Annotated in this window: 19 protein-coding genes and 1 pseudogene; 5 read left to right on the forward strand and 15 right to left on the reverse strand. The window is 71.7% G+C overall.

Going from position 1 to position 24,266, the window contains the following annotated elements:
• Positions 1 to 56: 56 nt before the first annotated feature.
• From ACQEVM_RS05870 to ACQEVM_RS05890, 5 genes and pseudogenes are all read right to left on the reverse strand, one after another.
• On the reverse strand, positions 57 to 2,393 hold the full coding sequence (locus ACQEVM_RS05870; RefSeq protein WP_433075759.1) for an ABC transporter permease: 2,337 nt from the start codon (positions 2,391 to 2,393) through the stop codon (positions 57 to 59).
• Positions 2,390 to 3,076: an ABC transporter ATP-binding protein gene (locus tag ACQEVM_RS05875; RefSeq protein WP_267799606.1), complete on the reverse strand. Its 687-nt coding sequence runs from the start codon at positions 3,074 to 3,076 to the stop codon at positions 2,390 to 2,392. Before ACQEVM_RS05875 ends, ACQEVM_RS05870 begins: the two co-directional genes overlap by 4 nt.
• Positions 3,073 to 3,597, reverse strand: coding sequence for a PadR family transcriptional regulator (locus tag ACQEVM_RS05880; RefSeq protein WP_433075762.1), 525 nt, complete (start codon positions 3,595 to 3,597; stop codon positions 3,073 to 3,075). The genes ACQEVM_RS05875 and ACQEVM_RS05880 overlap by 4 nt, the downstream gene beginning before the upstream one ends.
• Before the next feature lie 113 nt (positions 3,598 to 3,710).
• Positions 3,711 to 3,914, reverse strand: a pseudogene (locus ACQEVM_RS05885) (AT hook motif protein); the annotation flags it as partial.
• Positions 3,915 to 4,138: 224 nt separating this feature from the next.
• Positions 4,139 to 5,095 (reverse strand): SPFH domain-containing protein, encoded by a 957-nt coding sequence (locus ACQEVM_RS05890; protein ID WP_433075764.1) that lies wholly within the window; start codon positions 5,093 to 5,095, stop codon positions 4,139 to 4,141.
• A gap of 243 nt (positions 5,096 to 5,338) precedes the next feature.
• Between ACQEVM_RS05890 and ACQEVM_RS05895 the strand changes: the two genes are divergently transcribed.
• A complete protein-coding gene (locus ACQEVM_RS05895; protein WP_433075766.1) occupies positions 5,339 to 7,636 on the forward strand; it encodes a transglycosylase domain-containing protein in 2,298 nt (765 codons plus the stop codon).
• Positions 7,637 to 7,731: 95 nt separating this feature from the next.
• Here the strand turns inward: ACQEVM_RS05895 and ACQEVM_RS05900 are convergent, their stop codons facing one another.
• The 4 genes from ACQEVM_RS05900 to ACQEVM_RS05915 form a co-directional block, all read right to left on the reverse strand.
• The gene (locus tag ACQEVM_RS05900; protein WP_433075768.1) at positions 7,732 to 9,198 is read right to left on the reverse strand and encodes a catalase; all 1,467 of its coding nucleotides are present in this window, start codon (positions 9,196 to 9,198) and stop codon (positions 7,732 to 7,734) included.
• Between the two features lie 50 nt (positions 9,199 to 9,248).
• Positions 9,249 to 11,498, reverse strand: coding sequence for a SpoIIE family protein phosphatase (locus ACQEVM_RS05905; protein WP_433075770.1), 2,250 nt, complete (start codon positions 11,496 to 11,498; stop codon positions 9,249 to 9,251).
• A 252-nt stretch (positions 11,499 to 11,750) separates the two neighbouring features.
• Positions 11,751 to 12,470 (reverse strand): cytidylyl-2-hydroxypropylphosphonate hydrolase, encoded by a 720-nt coding sequence (gene fomD / locus ACQEVM_RS05910; protein WP_433075772.1) that lies wholly within the window; start codon positions 12,468 to 12,470, stop codon positions 11,751 to 11,753.
• 103 nt (positions 12,471 to 12,573) lie between these two features.
• Entirely contained in the window at positions 12,574 to 13,989 is a 1,416-nt protein-coding gene (locus tag ACQEVM_RS05915; RefSeq protein ID WP_433075774.1) for a class II fumarate hydratase, read from the reverse strand.
• 107 nt (positions 13,990 to 14,096) lie between these two features.
• Between ACQEVM_RS05915 and ACQEVM_RS05920 the strand changes: the two genes are divergently transcribed.
• Positions 14,097 to 15,620, forward strand: a complete 1,524-nt coding sequence (locus tag ACQEVM_RS05920; protein ID WP_433075776.1) for a ricin-type beta-trefoil lectin domain protein — start codon at positions 14,097 to 14,099, stop codon at positions 15,618 to 15,620.
• 62 nt (positions 15,621 to 15,682) lie between these two features.
• Here the strand turns inward: ACQEVM_RS05920 and ACQEVM_RS05925 are convergent, their stop codons facing one another.
• Positions 15,683 to 16,444 (reverse strand): glycerophosphodiester phosphodiesterase, encoded by a 762-nt coding sequence (locus ACQEVM_RS05925; protein ID WP_433075778.1) that lies wholly within the window; start codon positions 16,442 to 16,444, stop codon positions 15,683 to 15,685.
• Between the two features lie 322 nt (positions 16,445 to 16,766).
• Entirely contained in the window at positions 16,767 to 18,431 is a 1,665-nt protein-coding gene (locus tag ACQEVM_RS05930; RefSeq protein ID WP_433075780.1) for a fumarate hydratase, read from the reverse strand.
• Positions 18,432 to 18,592: 161 nt separating this feature from the next.
• Between ACQEVM_RS05930 and ACQEVM_RS05935 the strand changes: the two genes are divergently transcribed.
• Together ACQEVM_RS05935 and ACQEVM_RS05940 are read left to right on the forward strand one after the other, a co-directional pair.
• Positions 18,593 to 19,270, forward strand: coding sequence for a DUF1707 SHOCT-like domain-containing protein (locus tag ACQEVM_RS05935; protein WP_433075782.1), 678 nt, complete (start codon positions 18,593 to 18,595; stop codon positions 19,268 to 19,270).
• 216 nt (positions 19,271 to 19,486) lie between these two features.
• Positions 19,487 to 19,885 carry a WhiB family transcriptional regulator gene (locus ACQEVM_RS05940; protein ID WP_433075784.1) on the forward strand — a complete coding sequence of 133 codons (399 nt, stop codon included), beginning with the start codon at positions 19,487 to 19,489 and terminating at the stop codon, positions 19,883 to 19,885.
• Between the two features lie 114 nt (positions 19,886 to 19,999).
• Here ACQEVM_RS05940 and glpX read toward each other — a convergent pair whose 3' ends face one another.
• The gene (glpX, locus tag ACQEVM_RS05945; protein ID WP_433075786.1) at positions 20,000 to 21,031 is read right to left on the reverse strand and encodes a class II fructose-bisphosphatase; all 1,032 of its coding nucleotides are present in this window, start codon (positions 21,029 to 21,031) and stop codon (positions 20,000 to 20,002) included.
• Positions 21,032 to 21,255: 224 nt separating this feature from the next.
• Between glpX and ACQEVM_RS05950 the strand changes: the two genes are divergently transcribed.
• Positions 21,256 to 21,774, forward strand: a complete 519-nt coding sequence (locus tag ACQEVM_RS05950) for a DUF4245 domain-containing protein (RefSeq protein WP_433079831.1) — start codon at positions 21,256 to 21,258, stop codon at positions 21,772 to 21,774.
• Between the two features lie 225 nt (positions 21,775 to 21,999).
• Here the strand turns inward: ACQEVM_RS05950 and ACQEVM_RS05955 are convergent, their stop codons facing one another.
• The 3 genes from ACQEVM_RS05955 to xseA all read right to left on the reverse strand — a co-directional run bounded on the left by ACQEVM_RS05955 (position 22,000) and on the right by xseA (position 24,266).
• Positions 22,000 to 22,590, reverse strand: a complete 591-nt coding sequence (locus ACQEVM_RS05955; RefSeq protein ID WP_053677055.1) for a malonic semialdehyde reductase — start codon at positions 22,588 to 22,590, stop codon at positions 22,000 to 22,002.
• A gap of 98 nt (positions 22,591 to 22,688) precedes the next feature.
• Positions 22,689 to 22,928 carry an exodeoxyribonuclease VII small subunit gene (locus ACQEVM_RS05960; protein ID WP_433075789.1) on the reverse strand — a complete coding sequence of 80 codons (240 nt, stop codon included), beginning with the start codon at positions 22,926 to 22,928 and terminating at the stop codon, positions 22,689 to 22,691.
• Positions 22,929 to 22,991: 63 nt separating this feature from the next.
• On the reverse strand, positions 22,992 to 24,266 hold the full coding sequence (gene xseA / locus ACQEVM_RS05965; RefSeq protein WP_433075791.1) for an exodeoxyribonuclease VII large subunit: 1,275 nt from the start codon (positions 24,264 to 24,266) through the stop codon (positions 22,992 to 22,994).

The following is a 24,266-nucleotide window of genomic DNA, read 5'->3' on the forward strand; positions in this document are numbered from 1 at the left end:
CGGCCGTGGGGCGGGTCGCCCGGGGCGGGTGCCCCGGGCCGGTCATCCGGCGCGCGTCACTCCGTGCGCAGTCCGTCCGGGCGCATCATCCGCAGCAGCGGCGGCAGGCTGAGCAGGGTCACCACCACGACCACGCCCGCCCCCACGCCCGCCATCGCCAGCACCGGACCCCAGTCGATCCCGACGGGCCGGCCGGCCATCCGGATCAGTACCGAGCCCAGCCCGACGCCCACCCCGATCGCCAGCGCCATGCCCACCCCGACGGGCAGGGCCGTCTGCCAGAGCACCGACAGGCTCAGCGTGGAGCGCTTGGTGCCGAAGGCCACGAGGGAGGACAGCAGCTTCTTCCGTTCGCGCAACTGCTCCAGCTGGGAGACCAGCATGCTCGCCCCGATCAGGATCAGGACGCCGGTCGCGCCGAAGAACAGTCCCGTGCGGATCGACGCGTAACCGGCCACGGTGGTCGTCGACTTCAGGGTCATGGCCGTGGCGAACGGGTCGGCCTTGAAGGCGGCCGTGCGGGCCCGTTCCAACCCGTCCGGCACCGAGTCGTCCAGCTGGAGGAAGATCTGCGCGGACTGGTCGAAGCCGAGGTCCCGGGGCGCCGCCGACGGAGTCGCCAGCAGGCCGGTACGCCGGGTCCCGTTGGGGTCCTCACGGGAGAGGACGGTGCGCGCGTCGGCCGGGAAGAGCCACTTGACGGCCTCCTTGTGCTCGAACGGGCCCCCCTTGAAGCCCATGACGTTGCCGGCGAGGAGCTGGTCGCCGGCCTTGGCGGTGCCCTCGGCGACGGGGCCGTCGAGCACGAAGGCGTCGCCGTCCTTGCACGCGCCGAGTTCGGCGACCTCCCTGAGCGCCTCGCAGCCGCCGACGGTCACCGCGATGGTGTCGTCCGCGGGGACCTGGTGCGCGGCGTTGAAGGAGGCCAGCGGCACGGTGCGGGCGATGCCGTCGGTGCCGTCGATCTGGGCGGCGAGGGCGTCCAGCCGGTGCTCGCCGCCGCTGGGCAGCAGGATCGACACGGCGGCCCGGGCCGGGTCCTGGCCGGTCTCGTTGCGGTACTCGCCCTCGACACCCGAGAAGAGCATCTGCAGGGCGATGGCCCCGGCGACCGCCACGGCGATGCCGTTGACGAGGCGGGCGGCCGTCCCGCTGCTGATCTGGAGCCGGCGCACGGCGAGTTGCCAGGACACCGGGCCGCCGGGCGTTCCGCCGACGACGCGTTCCAGTACCCAGGGCAGGAGTGCGGTGATCCCGACGAGCAGCAGCACCGTACCGCCGCTGACCTGCCACTGGTTGAACCGGCCGTGCTCGGAGCCGCGTCCCGTCAGCGGGGTGAGCAGGGCGAGTCCGCCGAGCGGCAGCAGCAGGCGCCACCAGACGCGCCGCTTGGCCGGCTTGGCCGTACGGACGACACCGAGCGGTTCGATCACCACACCGCGCAGGGCGAACAGGGTCACCGCGACGGCCGCCGCCGGCACGGCGATGGCGACGAGGCCGGCCAACCACGGCGTCGGGTCGAGGTCGGCGGGGAAGACACTGCGCTGCTGGAGGGTCAGATCACCGACCAGACGGCGACCGATCAGGAAGAAGCCGACGCCGAAGCCCAGCCCGATCACGGATCCGGCGAGGGCCTCGCCCGCGGCGATCCGTCGCACCGCGCGGCTGTCGGCGCCGACCAGGCGGAGCGCGGCGAGCCGACGGTCGCGCCGCTCGCCGCCGAAGCGGACGGCGGCGGCGATGAGGACGGCGACCGGTGTCAGCAGGGCGACGAAGGTGAGCACGACCATGAGCATCAGCACGGGGTCGAGCTCGCGCGCGTCCGCGTCGTTCGCGAAGCCGGTGACGCGTTCGACGCGGTAGCCGTGCTCGCCGTCGGTCCGGAGCTGGTCGCTGCCCAGGTAGAAGAGGAGTTCTCCGGGCCCGGTCAGGCCCGCGTCGCCGACGACCTCGCCGATCCTGCCGTCCAGGCGCTCCTTGAGGAGGGCGCCGTCGGAGGACTTCAGCAGCTTGTCCAGGGCGGGGGAGACGGCCAGTTCGCCCGGGGCGGGGATCCGCTTCAGGCCCGGCGGGACGGGCGCGTCCGGGCCCTCGGCCCGCAGCAGGCTGCCTTCGATGTCCTGCCCGTGGTAGGTCTGCCGGGCGGCGGCGGTCAGGAGGGTGTCGCGGCCGGGGGCGGCGGCCGTCGGCGCGGCCGTCGTGGACCGGGCGTCGGCCCGTTCGTTGCGGGCGGTGAGCGCGCCGGGGACGGCGGTGCTGATCAACAGCAGCGCGACGCCCAGGCCCACGCCCACACCGGTGAGCAGGGTCCGGGTCCAGCCCTCGCGGCCGCCACCCAGGGCGAACCGCACGCCCATGGCCAGGTCGCGGTACCAGGTGCGCAGCGTGTTCATACGATGCGCTCCATGTCGCGGGACCTGCCGTCGCGGACGACGATCTCCCGGTCGGAGTAGGCGGCCACCCGGGTCTCGTGCGTGACGAGGACGACGGCCGCGTTGGCCGAGCGGGCGGCCTCGGTGAGCAGTTGCATGACCAGTTCGCCGTTGAGGGAGTCCAGGGCGCCGGTCGGCTCGTCGGCGAAGATGACGCGGGGCCGGGTGACCAGGGCGCGGGCCACGGCCACGCGCTGCCCCTGGCCGCCGGAGATCTCGCCGGGCCGTTTGGCCCCCAGGTCGTCGACCTGGAGCCGCTCCATCCACCCGAGTGCGGTCCGCTCGGCCTCCTTGCGCTTCACGCCGGCCAGCCGCAGGGGGAGCGCGACGTTCTCCACGCAGGTGAGTTCCGGTACGAGCTGTCCGAACTGGAAGACGAAGCCGAACTCGCCGCGGCGCAGGGCGCTGCGCTCGGAGTCGTTCATCGCGGACAGCTCGCGGCCGGCGTAGGTGACGGTGCCGGAGTCGGGCGCCACGATGCCGGCGAGGCAGTGCAGCAGCGTCGACTTGCCGGAGCCGGAGGGCCCCATGACGGCGACGACCTCGCCGGGGTGGATGGAGAACTCCGCGCCGTCGAGGGCCTTGGCGGACCCGTAGGTCTTGCGCAGGTCCGTGGCGCACAGCAGGGTGCCGGCCGGGGTCATCGGCGTATCTCCTGACCGAGCTGGTCGAGCCGGGCGGCGGTGAGTTCGAGCCACCGCAGGTCCGCTTCGAGGTGGAAGAGGGCGTGGTCGCAGACGAGTTGATCGGCGAGGTCGCCCTTGCGCTTGCGGGTGGTCAGCAGGCGCATGAGCCGCAGGTGCTCGGAGCGCTGGGCGTCCAACAGGTCCTGCGCGCCGCGGCCGGTGAGCAGGGCCAGTACGACCTTGGTGTACAGGGTGGACTGGAGGTAGGGCTCGGGCTTCTCGGGCTGTGCGAGCCAGGTCTCGACGTCCGTGACCCCGGCGTCGGTGATGGCGTACCGCTTGCGGTCGGGACCGCCGCCCGCCTCTATCCCGTCGACCTCGACGAGGCCGTTCTTGAGGAGCCGGGACATGGTCGAGTAGACCTGCCCGTAGGCGAGGGGGCGATCGTGGCCGAACTTCTCGTCGAAGGCGCGTTTGAGGTCGTAGCCGTGCCGGGGGCCGGCTTCCAATAGACCCAGAAGGGTGTGACCGATGGACATGACGGCGACTATACACGGGAGGTATACGCGCGGTGTATACCTCCCGTGCATAGCTCGCCGGGTCAGTGTTCTGCCTGCTCAGGAGCGGTGTGGCGGGGAGGGCTCCAGCCGTGTCAGGAATCGGAGGAGGTGCGAGGGCGACCACGCGGCGGGATCGGCGCCGCCCCGCCCGGCAGCCTGCCGGAGTCGGCCAGGGCCCGTCGGAGCAGGAACTCGATCTGCGCGTTGGCGCTGCGCAGCTCCTCGCCGGCCCAGCGCGCGAGCGCGTCGTACACCTGCGGGTCCAGCCGCAGCAGGACCTGCTTGCGGGCCTGGCGCGCGGCCCGCGCCGTGCGCTCGGTGCCCCGCGCCGGCGGGGCGTCGGACGCCCCGCCGGACCTGTTGTCGGAGCCCCCGGCCGCCGCCCCGCCGGGCTGCGGGGCGGGCTGCGCGGCGGCGCCGGACGATGCGCCGGGCTGCGCGGCGGGCCGGGTGCCGGGTCGGCGGCCGGGCTCCCCGCCGGGCCCGGTGCCGGGGTCGGGGTGCGTGCCGCGGGCGGGGCTCACTGATAGAGGGTGCCCGTGTTGATGACGGGCTGGGCCGCGCGATCGCCGCACAGGACGACCATCAGGTTGGAGACCATGGAGGCCTTGCGTTCCGGGTCCAGGTCCACGATGTCCTCCTCGGCCAGGCGGGTCAGGGCGAGTTCCACCATGCCCACCGCGCCCTCGACGATCTGCTTGCGGGCCGCCACGACGGCGCCCGCCTGCTGGCGCTGGAGCATCGCGGAGGCGATCTCCGGAGCGTACGCGAGATGCGTGAACCGGGACTCGATGATGTGCACGCCCGCCGCCTCGACCCGGGTCGCCAGTTCCACCGCGAGTTCCTCGGTGATCTCCTCGGCGTTGCCGCGCAGCGACAGCCCGCCCTCGTCGTGCGAGTCGTAGGGGTACTCGATCGCGATGTGCCGGACCGCGGCCTCGGTCTGCGTCTCGACGAACTCCGTGAAGTCCTCGACCTCGAAGACCGCGCGCGCGGTGTCCTCCACCCGCCACACCACGACCGCCGCCAGCTCGATCGGGTTGCCGTACGCGTCGTTCACCTTCAGGACGGCCGTCTCGTGGTTGCGGACCCGGGTGGAGATCTTCCTGCGGGAGGTCAGCGGGTTGACCCAGCGCAGCCCGTCGGTCCGGATCGTGCCCCGGTAGCGGCCGAAGAGCTGGACGACCCGGGCCTCGCCCGGAGCCACGGTGTTCAGCCCGCACATGGCGATGATCGAGGCGGGGATCAGCAGCACGCCGAGCGTGATCAGTACGGCCTTGGCCGCCGTCGCGGTGACGATCGCGCCGCCCGCGATGAGGCCGGCCCCGACGAGCACCCCGGCCAGACCCAGCAGCAGGGCCGCTCCGCCCCCGACGCTGCGCGCCGCGAACTCCCTTGTGGGGCTTGCCGATGCGACCGTCGTACGCGTGGTGTCCGTGGTGTTCCCGGTGCCGGGAGAAGCCGATGTGCTGCTCATGTAATGCCCCCGTTTGTCATGCCGTGTCCGGGCCTGTTCGACCGGAACGCCTAGCAAAGTGATATCACTTTTTGCGTACACCGCAACCCTTGCGGTCTTATGTGCGTCGGTTCCATTGGCGTGGGTGCTGATTGTCACGTCCGAATTGACCGGTATTGATCAGGGATAGTCGACCTTTGTCACAGCCTGCGGTGTTAGTTTTCTGAGCTGACGTCGGGGGGGTAATCGAGCGGAGCGGGAGCGATGGGCCGAGCAGAAGCGCGACGGGCGCAGCAGCAGCGCGGAGCGCGGAAAGCGCCGAGCGGGCGCTCCAACGGGCGCGCGGGCAAGTCGGGCCGAAAGCCGGCGGGCAAACCCTCCGGCATACGCCGCTTCTTCACCTGGAAGAAGATCCTCGGGTACCTCTTCGGGATGATGCTGCTCATGATGGGCGGCCTCGTCGTCCTCTACTTCATGGTGGAACCGCCGGACAAGGCCAACGAACAGGCCGAACTCCAGAGCAACACCTACGAGTACTCCGACGGCTCGATCATGACCCGCACGGGCAAGACGAACCGCGAGATCGTCGGGATCGACAAGATCCCCGAGCAGGTGCGCACCGCCTTCATCGCGATCGAGAACAAGTCCTTCTACAAGGACCAGGGCGTCGACGTGATGGGTGTCGCCCGAGGCCTGTTCAACACGGTCACCGGCAAGGGCAAGGCCGGCGGTTCGACGATCACCCAGCAGTACGTCAAGAACTACTACCTCACCCAGGACCAGTCGGCGACGCGCAAGGCCCGAGAGCTGATCATCGCTCTGAAGGTCGACCAGCGCATGAAGAAGGACGAGATCCTCGCCGGCTACCTGAACACCAACTTCTACGGCCGCAACGCCTACGGCATCCAGGCCGCGGCACAGGCCTACTACGGCGTCGACACCGACAAGCTGACGCTGGAGCAGGGCGCCTACCTCGCCGCCGTCATCCAGGCCCCCAGCCAGTACGACTGGGCGACCGCCGGACCCAACGGCAAGCGGCTGGTCATGATCCGCTTCAACGCCGTCCTCGACAACATGGTCGAGATGGGCAAGTTGGACGCGGCCAAGCGCAAGACCATGAAGTTCCAGGAGCCCATCAAGCCCAAGCCCGCCCCGGGCATGGACGGCCAGAAGGGCTACTTCGTCGAGGCGGCCAAGAAGGAACTCGACCGCCAGGGCGTCGACGAGGGGGCCATCGCGGCGGGCGGCTGGACGATCCGGCTGAACATCGACAAGAAGAAGCAGGCCGCGATGGAGAAGGCGGTCGCCGACGAGCTGGAGTCCAAGCTCGACCGCAAGGACACCAAGGGCCGCCCCCAGGACCAGAGCGTCCAGGCCGGCGCCACCTCGGTGGACGCCAAGACCGGCGCGATCGTGGCGATGTACGGCGGCACGGGCCTCTCCGAGAAGTACGAGAGCAACGCCCTGCGCACCGACTTCCAGCCGGGCTCGACCTTCAAGCCGATCGTGCTCGCGACGGCCCTGGAGACCGGCGCGCGGACGCAGGACGGCAAGGAGATCACCCCGAACGCCCTGTACGACGGCACCAGCAAGCGCCCGGTCGTCGGCAGCGACATCCCGTTCGCCCCGCAGAACCAGGACGAGCGCGACTACGGCGACCCGATGCTCACCGTCCAGAAGGCCACCAACGCCTCCGTCAACTCGGTCTACGCCCAGATGATCGTGGACACCAAGCCGGAGAAGGTGAAGAAGCAGGCGCTGGCCCTCGGCATGGCCGACCGCGACGGCTGGCCCGCCGACAAGCCCGCCATGTCGCTCGGCACCATGAGCGCCAACACCGTCGAGATGGCCGGCGTCTACGCAACCCTCGGCAACCACGGCAAGAAGATCACCCCGACCATCGTGAAGTCGGCCGAGCACAAGGACTCCGACTTCAAGCCGACCGGCGCGATCGGCAGCCAGGTCCTCACCCGCAAGACCGCCGACACCGTCACCAAGGTGCTCACCGGCGTGGTCAACGACGGCTCCGGCGAAGTGGTCAAGAGCTCCGCCTACGACGCCGCGGGCAAGACCGGCACCACCGAGTCCAACGTCGCCGCCTGGTTCACCGGGTACACCCCGGAGCTGGTCACGGTCGTCGCGATGTTCGGCGAGGAGCCCACCAGCCACAAGCAGGTCACCCTGACCGGCACCGCCGGCAAGGGCCGCGCGGGTGGCTCCAGCTTCCCGGCCGAGATCTGGCGCGCCTACACGCTGGCCGCGCTCAAGGGTCAGAGCACCGACGAGTTCAGCCTGCCGGACGCCGAGATGGGAGCGGTGGAGGCACCGCCGCGCACCAGCTCCCCGTCCATCACGCCGAGCCAGTCGTCCAGCTCCCCGACCACCACCCCCAGCAAGAGCTCCAGCCCGCCGAAGCCGTCGACGAGCTCGCACAAGCCGGATCCGACGAAGAGCACCACGAAGCCCTCCGACTCTCCCGATCCGACGAAGTCGAACCCGACCAAGAGCCCGGACCCGACCAGGTCCCCGCTCTTCCCGCCGGCTCCCGACCCGCAGGAGTAGGGACCGGCAGCGCCCACGACACAGGACCGCCCCGCGGCGAGCTCGCCGCGGGGCGGTCCTGTGTCGTACAGGTCGTACAGGTCGGGCGGCGGGCCTCAGCCGCCGGCCCGGACCTTCGCCGCGATCCGGTCGCCGGTCGCCTTGTCGATGCTGCGCCAGTACTGCAGGGCCCGCTCCAGCACCGGGGGGCTGACCCCGTCCGACAGGTGCCCGGCGACGTTCGAGACGAGGCGCTCGCGCGCCGCGTCGTCGAAGACCTCCCGGACCATCGTGCCCGGCTGGCCCCAGTCGTCGTCCTCGGAGCGCAGCGTGTACGCCTCGCGGACCATCTCGCCGGACGTCGCCCAGCCCGCCGGCTCGCCGAAGCGGGCCGTGTCCGCGGCCGGGCCGCCGTAGGAGTTCGGGGCGTACGGGCGCGCCGCCGCCGACGCCTCGAAGCGCATCGCGCCGTCCTTGGAGTAGGAGGAGACCAGCGACCGGGCCCGGTTCGGCGGGAGCTGCGTGTAGTTCGCCCCGATCCGGTGGCGGTGCGTGTCCGGGTACGAGAACAGCCGGCCGAGCAGCATCTTGTCGGGCGACGGGCCGATGCCCGGAACGAGGTTCGACGGTTCGAAGGCGGCCTGCTCGATGTGGATGAAGTAGTCGTCCGGGTTCTTGTCCAGCGTCATCCGGCCGACCTCGATCAGCGGGTAGTCGCCGTGCGGCCACACCTTGGTCAGGTCGAACGGGTTGAACCGGTAGCCGGGGGCGTCCTCGAAGGGCATGACCTGGACGTGCATCGTCCACGTGGGCGCGTCCCCGCCCGCGATGGCGTCGAAGAGGTCGCGTCGGTGGTAGTCGGGGTCCTCGCCCGCCAGCCGGTCCGCCTCCTCCTGCGTCAGGAACTCGTTGCCCTGGTCCGTCTTGAAGTGGTACTTCACCCAGAACTTCTCGCCGCCCGCGTTCACCCACAGGTAGGTGTGCGAGCTGAAGCCGTCCATCGTGCGGTAGTTCCTCGGGATGCCCCGGTCACCCATCAGGATGGCCACCTGGTGCGCCGACTCCGGGGACAGGGTCCAGAAGTCCCACTGCATGTCGTGGTCGCGCAGACCGTTGTCCGGGCGGCGTTTCTGCGAGCGGATGAAGTCCTGGAACTTGCTCGGGTCACGGACGAAGAACACCGGGGTGTTGTTCCCGACCATGTCGTAGTTGCCGTGCTCGGTGTAGAACTTCAGGGCGAAACCGCGCGGGTCCCGCCAGGTGTCGGGGGAGCCCTGCTCACCCGCGACGGTCGAGAAGCGGGCCAGCATCTCGGTCCTGCGGCCCGGTTGGAAGACGTCGGCCTTGGTGAACTGGCTGACGTCGTTGGTCACCTGGAAGACGCCGTACGCGCCCGCGCCCTTGGCGTGCACCACCCGTTCGGGGACCCGTTCCCGATTGAACTGGGCCATCTTCTCGATCAGATAGTGGTCCTGGAGCAGGATCGGGCCGTCCGGACTCACGGTGAGCGAGTGCTCGTCGCTCTCCACCGGAATCCCGACGTTGTTCGTCGTGTACGGAATCTTCTGCGCGTCCTGGGTCACGAGCGTCCTCCCGTAGGGGTCGGTTGGGTCGCACGGATTCACCTGCCCAGTCAACGCCGATCATGCGCCCCCGGCAACGGGAGCTCGAACCACACCACCTTTCCACTGCTCAGCCGCGTCGCACCCCAGCGACGGGCCATCCGATTGACCAGGAACAGGCCCCGACCGCCCTCGTCGGTGTCCCGGGCCCGGCGCTGGCGCGGCAGCTGAGGGGAGTCGTCGCCGACCTCGCAGCGCAGCACGTCCGTACGCAGCAGCCGCAGGGTCACCGGCCGCTCGGCGTACCGCACGGCATTGGTGACCACCTCGCTGACCAGCAGCTCCAGCGAATCGCTCAGCTCCTCCAGACCCCACCGGGTCAGCGCCCGGCGGGCGAACCGGCGGGCCCGGCCCGGCGCGGTCTCCTCCGGGTCCAGGAACCAGTACGCGACGTCACTGGGCGCGATCCCCTCGAAGCGGGCCGCGAGCAGCGCGATGTCGTCGTCCCGGTCGCCCGGGCCGAGCATGTCCAGGACGTCGTCGCACAGGGCCTCCAGCGGCGGCGGGTGGTCCAGGCCCGTCAGCTGGGCCGTCGTCGCCAACCGCTCGCGGAGCTGCTCGATGCCCGTCCACACGTCGCGCAACCGGGACTCGACCAGCCCGTCCGTGTACAGCAGCAGGGTGGCCCCGGCCGGGGCGTCCAGCTCCACGGCCTCGAAGTCGACGCCGCCCACGCCGATCGGGGCGCCCGGCGGCACCCGGAGCACCTCGGCGCGACCGCCCAGGTGGAGCAGCACGGGCGGCGGATGGCCGGCGTTGGCGATGGTGATCCGGTGCGAGACGGGGTCGTAGACCGCGTACAGGCAGGTCGCCATCCGGTCGGAGCCGAGCCGCTGCGCCTGCTCGTCCAGGTGGTGCAGGACCTCGGCGGGCGGCAGGTCGAGTTGCGCCAGGGTCTGCGCCGTGGTGCGCAGCTGGCCCATGATCGCGGCGGAGGTCATGGAGTGGCCCATGACGTCGCCGACGACCAGCGCGACCCGGCTGCCGGGCAGCGGTATGGCGTCGTACCAGTCGCCGCCGACCCGGGCCGTCTCGGCGGCGGGCAGGTAGCGGGAGGCCAGCCGGACCCCGGTGGGCTGGGGGAGGCTGTCCGGGAGCATGGTGCGCTGGAGCTCGTCGGCGATGTACGCCTCACGGCCGTACAGCACCGCCTTGTCGATGCCGAGCGCGGTGTGGGTCGCCAGCTGGGCGGCGACCAGCAGGTCGTTCGTCTCGAAGGCGGGCCGGTCCGGGGTACGCAGGAACACCGCCGCGCCGATCACGCGCCGGCGGCCCCGCAGCGGGGCCAGGATGGCCCGCTGGCCGCGCGGGACGGGATGGTCGGCCCCCAGCAGCTCCGGGAGGGCGTCCTTGGCTCCTGCGGCCGATCCGAAGACCGGCCGTACGCCGCGCAGCACCTCGGCGAGCGCCCCGCCCGGCCGGATCTCGCACAACTCGGCGGCCGGCAGGTCGCCCTGCGGGCCGACCAGGGTCATCTGGCTGAAGTCGAGCTCGCCGGCGGCCCCCGCGGCCCCGGCGGGATCGCCCCCGGTCAGATCGTCGAGCGGCCGGAGCCGGTCGGTGCGCCGAAGCCTTAAAACGACCGGTCCGACGGGGCGCTCGTCGCCCACCGGCAGCGGGTCGCGCAGATAGACGAGGATCGCGTCCGAGAACGTCGGCACGGTGGCCCGGCACAGGCCCAGCACGATCTCGTCGAGGTCGATGCCCCGGGCGATCCGGCGGGTGGCCGCGCCGACGAAGCGCAGCCGGTCGCCCTCCCTGCGGGCCGTGCCGGTTTCCGCGCCGGAGATCGGGCCGCCGCCGTGCCGGCCCGCGCCGCCGCCGACACCGTCCACCTGGACCTCGTCGGCCGGTGTGCCGTCGAGGTCGCCGGCCGGTGCGGTGGGGTCGGGGCGGCTGCCCGGCCGGGCGCCGTGCGTGATCCGGTCCTCCCCGACCCGGGGGCGGGGCGGTTCGGGCGCGCGGTCCTGCGCCGGGGCGGCCGCGTTGCGGGCGGCCTCGCCGTCCCGGGTCCGGGCGCCGCCCCGACCCGGTTCCCCGCCCGCCGGCACGTCCGCCGGTGGGGCGGCCGCGGTGCGCGGCCGGGGAAGCTCGCCGGCCGAGGCGGACGCGGGGGCACCGCGCTCCGAACCCGGACCTTGCGCATGCGTGCGTACGGCCTCGGTGGCCGCGACGGCGGCCTTGCCGTGGCCGGCATCGTCCGTACCTCCGCCGGAGGCGACGGGCTGCGGGCCCTCCTGGGAGGTGGGGTACTCCGTCACGCGTGGAATTCCGTCCGTTTGCGCTCGATGTGCGCTGCACTCAATCGGTCAGTCGCGGTATACCCGCTCAGCGGCAGGGGCACCACCGCCCCGCGGTTCCGCGTCCCGCTCGTTACCTCTCGCCCAGCGTTGGTCTCCGGTCAAGTCCCGTGTACGGCACGTCAATTACGGATGCACAGCCTGGCGGCAACGCCGCAGACGACCCGGCGGAGGACGATCCTACGGTTGAACCCCGGGGGCGCATCAAGGGTCTCATGAGGTCATATGCGCCGGGGTGCGGTCCCAGTCCCCGGGCAGAACCGGCACCCTCCAGGCCGGATCCGGCCTCCACTTCTCCCATCCGGAGGAGAACGGCGCCCCCCATTCCTTGATGACCTCCACGGCCGCCAGGCCCGCCGCCTCCACCTCGCGCGCCCGCTCGGGAGCCAGCAGTCCGATGCGCCGCGCCTGTGCGAACTCGTCCTCGTCGAGCCACTTCCAACTGCGGTCCGGGGCCACGGCGATGTCCAGGAAGTGGTCCACGGAGTCCACCCCGCCGGCCCAGCGGGTCCGCGGTTCCTCCAGGTTCACGTACCAGTTCTTGAAGCGCCAGCCCCGCTCCCAGAACAACCACACCGACCACGGGTCCCCGGGGCGGGCCAACTTCAGCACCCCGGTGCCGAACCAGTGCGACCGGGCGGTGGTGCGCGGCGCGGTGTACCGGGTGGCGAGGGGCTCCGCGTGGACCGGGGTGCCGTCGGCCAGCACCGGCTTCACGCACTCGGTGCCCGGGGCCATCCACACGGCCAGCAACTCGTCGGTGTCCCGCACCACCGTCACGGGTCGACAGATGTGGACCCGACCCGCAGGCCCCGGGGCGTGGTCGCGGTAGCGCCAGAGGATCTGCTCGCCGGGCTCCCAGTGCGAGCCCCGGGCCCCGTCGTGCGTCCCGCCGCGCGCCACGCCGCCCCGGCGGCCTCCGATACCTGTCATGCGCAGATCTTAGGGCTGAGGTCCGTACGCGCGACGCGACGCAGGTCACGGAGGTGCCCGGGGACGGGAAACGACCGAATCCGGCCCCCGGCGGGGGGCGATTTCAGGGCCGGGTCATCCGCAGGACGTCCAGCGCCTCGTCCAACTGGGCGAGGGTCAGCGCGCCGCGTTCGACGTACCCCTCGTCCAGCACGACCTCCCTGATCGTCTTCCGTTCCGCCAGTGACCGCTTCGCCACCTTCGCCGCCTCCTCGTAGCCGATGTAGCGGTTCAGGGGGGTCACCACCGAGGGCGAGGATTCGGCGTACTCCCTGGCCCGCTCGGAGTTCGCGGTGATCCCGTCCACCGTCCGGTCGGCGAGCAGCCGGCTCGCGTTGCCGAGCAGGCGGATCGATTCGAGCAGGTTCCGGGCCATCACCGGGAGCATCACATTCAGCTCGAAGTTGCCGGCGGCGCCCGCGACGGCGACCGCGGTGTCGTTGCCCATCACCTGTGCGGCGACCATGAGGACGGCCTCCGGGATCACCGGATTGACCTTTCCGGGCATGATCGAGGACCCCGGTTGCAGATCCGGGAGATTGATTTCGGCCAATCCCGTACGCGGTCCGGAGGCCATCCAGCGCAGATCGTTGGAGATCTTGGTGAGCGAGACCGCGATCGTGCGGAGCATTCCGGACGTCTCCACCAGCGCGTCCCGGGCGCCCTGGGCCTCGAAGTGGTCCCGTGCCTCGGTCAGCGGCAGTCCGGTCGCCTCGGCGACCTCCGCGATCACGGCGGCGGAGAACCCGGGCGGCGTGTTGATGCCGGTGCCCACGGCCGTTCCGCCCAGGGGGAGTTCGGCCAGTCGCGGCAGCGCGGCGCGCAACCGGTCGACGCCGTAGCGGATCTGGACGGCGTACCCGCCGAACTCCTGGCCGAGCGTGACCGGGGTGGCGTCCATCAGGTGGGTGCGGCCGGCCTTGACCACCGCGACGAACTCGGCGGACTTGCGCTCCATCGCGTCGGCGAGGTGCTCCAGGGAAGGGATCAGCTCGCCGATGACGGCGGCGGTCGCGGCGATGTGGATGGAGGACGGGAACACGTCGTTGGAGCTTTGCGAGGCGTTGACGTGGTCGTTCGGGTGGACCGGGCGGCCGAGGCGTTCGCCGGCGAGGGTGGCGATCACCTCGTTGGCGTTCATGTTCGACGAGGTGCCGGAGCCGGTCTGGAAGACGTCCACCGGGAAGTGCTCGTCCCAACGCCCGTCCGCGACCTCCTCGGCGGCGGACCGGACGGCCTCGGCCACGTCCGCGTCCAGGACCCCGAGCCGGGCGTTCACCACGGCGGCGGCGGCCTTGATCCGGGCCAGCGCGGCGATGTGGGCGTGCTCCAGGCGCTGCCCGGAGATCGGGAAGTTCTCCACCGCGCGCTGGGTCTGGGCCCGCCACTTCGCGTGGGCGGGGACCCGTACCTCGCCCATGGAGTCGTGCTCGATCCGGAACGCGTCGGATGTTCCTGCGGCCTGCTGATCCTCGGTCATTTCCATGGCCTCCTCAAAAAGTTGAGCAATTGTCTTGTTCGAACTGTTCCCAAGTCATCTACCGGCCAGTAAATACCGGGGGTAACACCGATCTCGGGGAGGCGTTCATGGCACGTGCGCGTACCAGACCCATGCTCAGATCTACCGTCGTCGCCTTCGCGGCGATGGCGACCGTCCTCGGCGGCGTCGGCGCCGTCACCCCCCTGGCCCAGGCGGCGCCCGTCGCCGCCGTCACCCCCCTCTCGCCCGAACTGGAGGCGATCCGGGCCGCCGAGGCGACCAAGATCTACGGTGACTCTGCCATCCGCCCGCTCGCGGAACGCAAGACCGGCCTGATCTCGCTCGGCGACAGCGAGATCTCGGGCGAGGGCGTCGGCACCTACGACCCCGCGACCAACACCCCGAACAACCAGTGCCACCGCTCGCCGGACTCCGCGATCCACCGCACCGGCATCCCCGCCGACCTGACCTTCAACGTCGCCTGCTCCGGCGGCTACACGGGAAACATCAGGATCGGCGGCAGCAAGCAGTACGCCGACGAACTCGTGCAGAGCGACAACCTCGCCATCAAGGCCCGCAACACGAAGATCAAGATGGTGCTGCTGGTCGCGGGAGCCAACGACGACCTCCAGTTCGGCCCCGTCATGACCGACTGCGTCACCCGCTGGGTGCTGATCCAGGGCACCTGTGAACCCAAGTACGCCCCCGGCTGGCAGGCGCGCGTCGACGGCCTGAAGCCCAAGGTGGAAGCCACCGTCGCCGACCTCAAGACGGTCATGCGCGACGCGGGCTACGCCGACACCGACTACAAGCTCGTCGTGATGGGCTACCCCAGCCCGATCGGCCCCGACTTCAACGACAACCCGAACTTCCCCGGCAAGCTCCCCGGCGGCTGCGCCGGCTACGACTCCGACGCCACCTGGGGCCGCAACCAGGCCGTGCCCGCCTTCGAGAAGGGCATGCGCGCCGCCGCCCTCGCCTCCGGCGCCACCTACCTGGACAACTCCCGCCTCTTCCACGGCCACGAGGTGTGCATGGAGGACGCCTGGGCCCGCGGCCTCTACCTCGACCTCGGGGACCACTTCCCGTGGGACGAGAACACCGCCCGACAGTCCTTCCACCCCAACCAGCGCGGCCACGGCGCCTTCGCCTCCTGTCTGACCCAGCTCTACGCCTCGGGCCTGCGCGAGGCGTCCTGCGCCGACCCCGCGAGCACCGGCACCCCGGTCCTCCAGGCCGGGGCCTGGGACGACCTGTACAAGCCGCTGAGGAACGAGGCGACCGGCAACTGCCTGGACTCCAACGGTGGCGCCAGCGCCAACAACACCAAGGTGGTGGCCTGGGACTGCCACGGCGGCCGCAACCAGGGCTGGTGGTACGACACCGCCCGCAAGGCCCTCCACGTCGAGCTGACCCAGGATCGCTGCGTGGACGCCCCGGGCGGCACCTACGGCAACGGCACCGGCCTGATCCTGTGGAACTGCCACGGCGGTGCCAACCAGCAGTTCGTCCGCGACGGCGCCACCCTGCGCCCCGCCGCCGCGCCCGGGATGTGCCTGACCGTGGCCGCCGCCCACGAGCAGCTGCGCCTGCGGACCTGCGACGGTTCGGCGAACCAACGCTTCGCGTAACCGCCCCCGCACCACCCGCCCCGCTCACCCCCCACACCCGGCCGGCGCACCCCGGCCGGGTGTCACATGTCCCGCAGCAGCTTGCGCACGTCCCGCGGCCGGTTGGTGATGAGCGTGTCCACGCCGAGCCGCACGCACAGCTCCACGTCCTCCGGCTCGTCCACGGTCCACACCCGTACCGACAGCCCCTTCGCCTTCAACCGCCCCACCAGCCAAGGGGACCGGCGCACCAGCTCGATGCCCGGCCCCGCGTGCGTGGCGTACGGCGGGCGCACCGGCCGCAGCCGGCGTTCCATCAGGTACACCGAGGACAGCCCCGGGGCCAGCCGGTGCAGCCGGGTCAACGCGGTGCGGGAGAAGCTCATCACCTCGACGAGGCCCGTGGACCCGTCGGCCTGCCCGTACTCCCGGAGCACGCGCACCAGCTCGGCCTCCAGCCGGCCGCCCGCGCGCGACGGGTGCTTCGTCTCGACCGCGAGCCCGACCGGCCGAGGCGCCGCCAGGGCCTCCTTCAGCAGGTCCTCGAAGAGCAGCACCCGGGCGCCGGCGTGCCCGGCCCCCTTCCACGCCCCGAAGTCGAGGGCCAGCAGCTCCTCGTACGTCATCGCGGAGACCACCCCGCGCCCGTCGGAGGTCCGCTCCACGCGCCGGTCGTGCACACAGACCAGCCGGTGGTCGGCGGTGAGCCGGACATCGCATTCGAGGGCGTCCGCGCCGTCCTCGACGGCCTGCCGGTAGGCGGCCAGGGTGTGCTCGGGGTGCTCGTGGGAGGCCCCGCGGTGGGCGATCACGCGTACGGCGCGGGGCGAGGGTGTCGCGGTCATGCGGAGATCCTTGCGAACCGGGGTGAACGGAGCGGTGCGCCCCTGTCACCCCGACGTTAACCGGACGCGCCCGTTCAGGGCCTGATCGGCGGCAGCGGCGGGGGAGTGACGTCGAACCCGCCCCGCCCGGCCGCGACGCAGGGGGGCGGGGGCCGTGCGCGGGCCCCGGGCACCCCGGGCTCCCCTGGCGATCGGCGATCGGGGGACGCGCGGGAGGGCCCCTCCGCCGATCGGCGGAGGGGCCCTCCCGGGGCGTCACGAACCGGCGCGCGTCCCGGTACCGGTACCGGTACCGGTGCGGGTCACGGGGCGGAGCGGCGTGTCACAGACCCGGGCCGCGGACCGGGATGTGGGTGAACGTCGGCTCCGGAGCCGGGTTCTGGAAGAAGTCGTTGCCCTTGTCGTCGACGACGATGAACGCCGGGAAGTCCTCGACCTCGATCCGCCAGACCGCCTCCATGCCCAGCTCCTCGTACTCCAGGACCTCGACCTTCTTGATGCAGTCCTGGGCCAGCCGGGCCGCCGGGCCGCCGATCGAGCCCAGGTAGAAGCCGCCGTGCGTGCCGCAGGCGTCCGTCACCTGCTGGGAGCGGTTGCCCTTGGCCAGCATGACCTTGGAGCCGCCCGCCGCCTGGAACTGCTCGACGTAGGAGTCCATGCGGCCGGCCGTGGTCGGGCCGAAGGACCCGGAGGCGTAGCCCTCGGGGGTCTTCGCGGGGCCGGCGTAGTAGACCGGGTGGTCCTTGAGGTACTGCGGCATCTCCGCGCCGGAGTCCAACAGTTCCTTGATCTTGGCGTGGGCGATGTCCCGCGCCACGACCAGCGGTCCGGTCAGGGACAGGCGGGTCTTGACCGGGTGCCGGGTCAGCGTCGCCAGGATCTCGTCCATCGGCCGGTTCAGGTCGATCGACACCACGTCCGCCGCGTCGTCGAGGTGCTCGTCCGTCGTCTCGGGCAGGAAGCGCGCCGGGTCGGTCTCCAGCTGCTCCAGGAAGACCCCCTCGGCGGTGATCTTCGCGGTGGCCTGGCGGTCGGCCGAGCAGGACACGGCGATGGCCACGGGCAGCGAGGCTCCGTGGCGCGGGAGGCGCACCACGCGCACGTCGTGGCAGAAGTACTTGCCGCCGAACTGCGCGCCGATGCCGATCCTCTGGGTCAGCTCGAAGACCTGCTGCTCCAGGGCCTCGTCGCGGAAGCCGTGGCCCAGCGGGGAACCCTCGCGCGGCAGCTCGTCCAGGTAGTGCGCGGACGCGTACTTCGCCGTCTTGAGCGCGTGCTCCGCCGACGTGCCGCCGACCACGATCGCCAGGTGGTAGGGCGGGCAGGCCGCCGTGCCGAGCGAACGGATCTTCTCCTCCAGGAACTTCATCATGGAGGCCTCGTTGAGGACCGCCTTGGTCTCCTGGTAGAGGAAGGACTTGTTGGCGCTGCCGCCGCCCTTCGCCATGAAGAGGAACTTGTACGCGCCGCCGTCCGTCGCGTACAGCTCGATCTGCGCGGGCAGGTTCGAGCCGGTGTTCTTCTCCTCCCACATGGTGAGCGGCGCCATCTGCGAGTAGCGCAGGTTCAGGCGGGTGTACGCGTCGTAGATGCCGTGCGACAGGGCCGCCTCGTCACCGCCCTCGGTGAGGACGTTCTGACCGCGCTTGCCCATGACGATCGCCGTGCCCGTGTCCTGGCACATCGGCAGGACGCCGGCCGCCGCGATGTTCGCGTTCTTCAGCAGGTCCAGCGCCACGAACTTGTCGTTCGCGGAAGCCTCGGGGTCGTCGATGATCCGGCGCAGCTGCGCGAGGTGCGCGGGACGCAGGAAGTGCTGGATGTCGTGGATCGCCTCTTCGGCGAGCTTGCGCAGCGCCTCCGGCTCGACCTTGAGGAACGTACGGCCGTCGGCCTCGAAGGTCGAGACGCCCTCCGCCGTCACCAACCGGTAGGGGGTGGTGTCCTCGCCCAGGGGCAACAGGTCGGTGTACGCAAACTCTGGCATGACGGCAGTCATTCCTCACTCGGCAGACGGCGCTGGCGACCAATTGGCAGCGCGGCTTACCAGCGTAGGACCTCCGTCCCGGGCGGCGCTTGTGAGGTAGGGCTCACTGGACGGATGACGGGGAGTATCGCGATCTATCGTGTCTCGCTATGCTGGTCCGCGTGGACCTGGAAAAGCACACCGCCGCCCCCGCCGCCCCCGCCGCATCCGCTGCCGCCCCGGCCGCCGAGCTGCGCGCCTCCGACGCCGACCGGGACCGGATCGCGCAGATCCTCGCCGATGCCGTGGCCGAGGGCCGACTGACCGCCGAGGAGCACTCCGACCGCCTGGACACCCTCTACGCCGTCAAGACGGTCGGGGAACTGGACGTGCTCGTGCGGGACCTTCCCGCGGCGGCCGGCGCCGGCCCCGCGAGCGCCGCCCCCGTCGCCGCGCCGGCGTCCGGGCCGGTCGAGACGGTCGTCGCCGTGTTCAGCAGCTCCTCCCGCCGGGGCCGTTGGCGCCCGGGCGCGCACACCCGCGCCGTCTCGGTCTTCGGGGACATCACCATCGACCTCACCGAGGCCGTCTTCGAGCAGCAGGTCACCGAGATCAACGTCACCGCCGTGCTCGGCAACGTCGAGGTCCTGGTGCCGGAGAACGTCACGCTCCGCGGCTACGGCAGCGGGGTCCTCGGCAACTTCGAGGTGCACGGCCGCAGTCGCGGCGAGACCGACCCGCAGGCCCCGGTGGTGATCGTCCGGGGCTTCGCGCTGCTGGCCAACATCGAGGCCAGGCCCAGGCTCGGCGCCCGTCTCGTCGACCTCGCGGACCGGATGCGCAAGCGCCTGGACCGCTGACGGGGCAGCCGGCGGCGGCGCCCCGGTCGGACCACGGGCGGCCTCCGACCGGACCGCGAACGGACTTTGACCGGCGTGCGCGCGGTGCGGGGGGCGCGTTTCGGTCGAACTTCGCCGGAGCGGCCGACGCGCGGCACGCAGTGCATAGGGGCGCGTACAGCGGGTAGGGACAGGTGCATCGTCTCTCGCTCGCGTATACGTCGTCAGGAGTAGACCGTGCCGCATCCGCCGCATCAGTCCCTGCAGGTAGCCGCCGTCAAGAGTCTTCAGGCGCGTCCGACCGCCGTGCCGAGGCCGCGGGTGCCGGCAAGGGAAGAGGACGGCCCATGGCACGCGGAGGCGGTGTGCCGCAGGGACGAGGCGGGCCTGTTCTTCGCGCCCTCCAAGGAGCCCACCGCGGCCCGTCTGGCCCGCGAGGAGGCCGCCAAGCGGGTCTGTGCACGCTGCCCCGTGATGGTCGCCTGCCGGGAGCACGCGCTGCTCCAGCCCGAGCCGTACGGGGTGTGGGGCGGACTCACCGCCGCAGAGCGCCGCGTCGTGCTGGCCCGCCGGCGCCGGCGGGCCGCGGAACTGCACCCCGGCAGCGGCGCCGGCACGATCGCCGCCGCCGGCTGAGCCCCCGGAGCGCGAGAGCTCGTACGGGGCGAACCGGCACGTACGCGAGAGGGGCGGGCCCGCCGCACACGGGACCGCCCCTCTCGCCGCGCCGCTGCGCCGGCCCGACCGCTCCTACTGGGCGCGGTCGAAGTCGATCGCGCTGTACGCGCGCAGCTTCGACAACCGGTGGGTGGAGTCGATCTGGCGGATCGTCCCCGACTTGGACCGCATGACCAGCGAGGACGTGGTCGCGGTCGCCGAGCGGTAGTGGACACCGCGCAGCAGTTCGCCGTCCGTGATGCCGGTGGCGACGAAGAAGACGTTGTCGCCGGACACCAGGTCGTCCGTGTGCAGGACCCGGTCCAGGTCGTGGCCCGCGTCGATGGCCTTCTGGCGCTCCGCCTCGTCCTTGGGCCACAGCTTGCCCTGGATGGTGCCGCCGAGGCACTTGATGGCGCACGCCGAGATGATGCCCTCGGGAGTGCCGCCGATGCCGAGGAGCAGGTCCACGCCGGTGCCCTCGCGCACCGCCATGACCGAGCCCGCGACGTCGCCGTCCGAGATGAACTTGATCCGCGCGCCGGTCTCGCGGATCTCCTTGACGATGCCCTCGTGGCGGGGACGGTCGAGGATGACCACGGTGACGTCCTCGACGGCCATCTGCTTGGCCTTCGCGACGCGACGGATGTTCACCGAGGCGGGGGCGTTGATGTCGACGAAGTCGGCGGCCTCGGGGCCCGTGACCAGCTTCTCCATGTAGAAGACGGCCGACGGGTCGAACATGGTGCCGCGGTCGGCGGCGGCCAGCACGGCGATGGCGTTCGGCATGCCCTTGGCGTTCAGGGTGGTGCCGTCGATCGGGTCGACGGCGATGTCGACCTCGGCGCCGGTGCCGTCGCCGACCCGCTCGCCGTTGAAGAGCATGGGGGCTTCGTCCTTCTCCCCCTCGCCGATGACGACGACGCCGTTCATCGACACGGTGGAGATGAGGGTCCGCATCGCGTTGACCGCGGCGCCGTCCGCGCCGAGCTTGTCACCGCGGCCGACCCACCGGCCCGCGGCCATGGCTGCGGCCTCGGTCACCCGGACGAGCTCCAGGGCGAGGTTGCGGTCGGGGGCTTCGGGAGAGACTTCGAGCTGGGGCGGCAGGTTGTGCTCGGTCATCGGAGCGCACCTTTCTGTACGGCGACGGCCGGGATGTGAGGGTGCTGGAACTCTATCGGTACGTCGACATATTGAGCAGAGCGGGTCACGAATGAGCGGAATATCGGTCAGCCGTTTGGCCTGAGCGGACGCCTTGCGCCGGCGGGGCCGCCGGGCGGGTGTCGCGACGCCCACCCCGGGGGTGATCGCCCCGGCCGATGGGGGACCATGGAGCCGTGGCAGGTATGAAGGGCAAGCAGACGGTTTGGGACATGGTCCGATCGCTGGCGGTGATCGGTGTCGTCGTCGCGGGGATATACATGTTCATCCCGCACGACGACAAGGCCGACCCGACACGGGTCGTCGACTACCGCGTGGAGACGGCCACGGCCCGCCGTGCGGCGCCGTACCCGGTCGCCGCGCCCGCGGGGCTCCCCGAGAAGTGGCGCGCGACCTCGGTCACCTTCGACCGGAAGGACGACAACGCCTGGCACCTGGGCTTCCTGGACCCGCAGGAGCAGTACGTGTCCGTGGAGCAGAGCACCGACGCCTCGGCCAAGCGCCTCGCCAAGCTGACCCAGCAGGCGAAGGCCACCGGGGAGACCCGGCAGATCGGCGACCGGTCCTGGGAGCTGTGGGACGGCGAGAAGTACGACGCCCTCGTCCGCCAGGAGCAGGGCTACGTCACGGTGGTGACCGGGACGGCCTCCTTCGACGGGCTCGGCGCGATGGTGTCGGCGCTGGAGTTCAAGCAGGGGAGCTGAGTCCGGGTCCGGGCCCGCCGGAGCCGGGTTCGGGCCCGATCCGGGTCGTGACGCACGCGCTCGGGCCCGATCCGGGTCGTGACGCACGCGCTCGCGCTCGATCCGGACCGTGACACACGGGCTCGTGACGCACGACGAGAGGCCGCCCGCCCCGGGATTCGGGGCGGGCGGCCTCTCGTCGTGTCACGGCTCGGTGCGCGCGCGTCGCGGCGCCCGGGTCTCGACTCAGACGGTGGTGACGACCTGGTCGAACTCCAGGCGCGGGGAGCGACCGAAGGCGGCGGGCTCGCCCGGCTTGCCGATGTTGACGACCATCAGCGGGGTGTGGTCGGCGTCCAGGAACTCCTTCTGGACACCGGCGAAGTCGAGACCGGTCATCGGGCCCGCGGCCAGGCCGGCGGCGCGGACGCCGAGGATGAAGTAGCCGGCCTGCAGCGAGGCGTTGACCAGGGCGGACTGCTCGCGGACCGGGCGCTCGGAGAAGAACGCGTCCTTGGCCTGCGGGAAGTGCGGGAAGAGCTGCGGGAGCTCCTCGTGGAACTCGTTGTCCGCCGACAGGATCGCGACCAGCGGGGCGGCGGCGGTCTTGGCCTGGTTGCCCTCGGCCATGTGCTTCACGAGGCGCTCGCGGGCCTCGGGGGAGCGGACGAGGGTGATGCGCAGCGGGGTCTGGTTGAACGCGGTGGGGCCGTACTTCACGAGGTCGTAGATCGCCTGGACCTGCTCCTCGGTCACCGGCTCGTCGGCGAACGAGTTGGCGGTGCGGGCCTCGCGGAACAGCAGGTCCTGAGCGGCGGCGTCGAGAACGAGAGACATCGAAAAGCCTTCTTCTTTACGGAGGTGTGGCGCGATGTCATCACCGTAGACCCGAGGTATGTGAACTTTCAACTAAATCCCTCCGGGGGTGACCGGGATCACTCTCCGCCGGCACCCTCGGCGTCCTCGGTCGCCCCGTCCCGAGCGGCCAGGGCCGAGTCCAGCCGGGCCCGGGCCCCCTCCAGCCAGTGCCGGCACACCGTCGCCAGCTCCTCGCCGCGCTCCCAGAGCGCCAGCGAGTCCTCCAGGGAGGTGCCGCCCGCCTCCAGCTTGCGGACGACCTCGATCAGCTCGTCGCGGGCCTGCTCGTAGCCCAGCGCCGTCTCGGTTCCTGCCATTCCCGCCACCTTATATGTGTAGTACAACGATTTTGTTGCCGGAACGTGTCGACGCCCCCGGGGTCAGCCGGCGCCGGCCACGCCCCCGGCCGGGTCGTCGTCGCCCTCCGGCGCGCCGTCCGGGGCCGCCTCGGCCTCGACCCGTACGGGGAACTCGCCCGCCGCCACCCGCGCGCGCAGCACCTGGTCCGGCGCGACGTCCCGCGGCGAACGCACCACGTGCCCGTCGGCCCGCTGAAGCACCGCGTACCCACGCTCCAAGGTCGCCGCCGGCGACAGCGCCACCACCCGGGCCCGGGTGTGCGCCAGCTCGGAGTCCGCCCGGTCCAGCAGGTGCCCCAGCGTCCGCCGACCGCGCGCCAGCATCGCCTCCACCTCGGCCTCCCGGGTCTCCACCATCCGCTGCGGATGCACGAACACCGGCCGGGCCAGGGCATGGGCGAGCCCCCGCTCCTCCCGGTCCAGCAGCCCGCGCACGGCGCGCAGCCCGCGCGCCTGGAGCTGGCTCACGCGCTCCAGCTCCTCCCCGACGTCCGGGACCACCTTCTTCGCCGCGTCCGTCGGCGTGGACGCCCGCAGGTCCGCGACCAGGTCCAGCAGCGGGGAGTCCGGCTCGTGCCCGATCGCCGAGACCACCGGGGTACGGGCGGCCGCGACCGTCCGCACCACCTCCTCGTCGGAGAAGGGCAGCAGGTCCTCCACGCTGCCCCCGCCGCGCGCCACGATGATCACGTCGACCTCCGGCAGCGCGTCGAGCTCCTTGACCGCCTCGATCACCTGGGGCACCGCGTGCACCCCCTGCACGGCCACGTTGCGCACCTCGAAGCGGACCGCCGGCCAGCGCCGCCGGGCGTTCTCCAACACGTCCCGCTCGGCCGCCGAGGCCCGGCCCACCACCAGCCCGATCAGCTGCGGCAGGAACGGCAACGACTTCTTGCGGTCCGCCGCGAACAGGCCCTCGGAGGCCAGCGACCGCTTGAGCCTCTCCAGGCGGGCCAGCAACTCCCCGATGCCGACGGGCCGTATCTCCGTGGCCCGCAGCGACAACTGCCCGCGCGGGGCGTACCACTCCGGCTTGGCCAGGACGACGACCCGCGCGCCCTCCGTCACCGCGTCCGCGACCTCGTCGAACACCTGGCGGTAACAGGTCACGCCGAGCGAGATGTCGTGCGACGGGTCGCGCAGCGTCAGGAAGACCACCCCCGCCCCCGGCCGCCGGGACAACTGGGTGATCTGCCCCTCCACCCACACCTGACCGAGCTTGTCGATCCAGCCCCCGATGAGTCGGGAGACCCGACCGACCGGCAGCGGCGCGTCAGCCGACGTATTCAGACCCAT

The sequence above is a fragment of the Streptomyces sp. CA-243310 genome, from assembly GCF_050936775.1.
Lineage (GTDB): Bacteria > Actinomycetota > Actinomycetes > Streptomycetales > Streptomycetaceae > Streptomyces.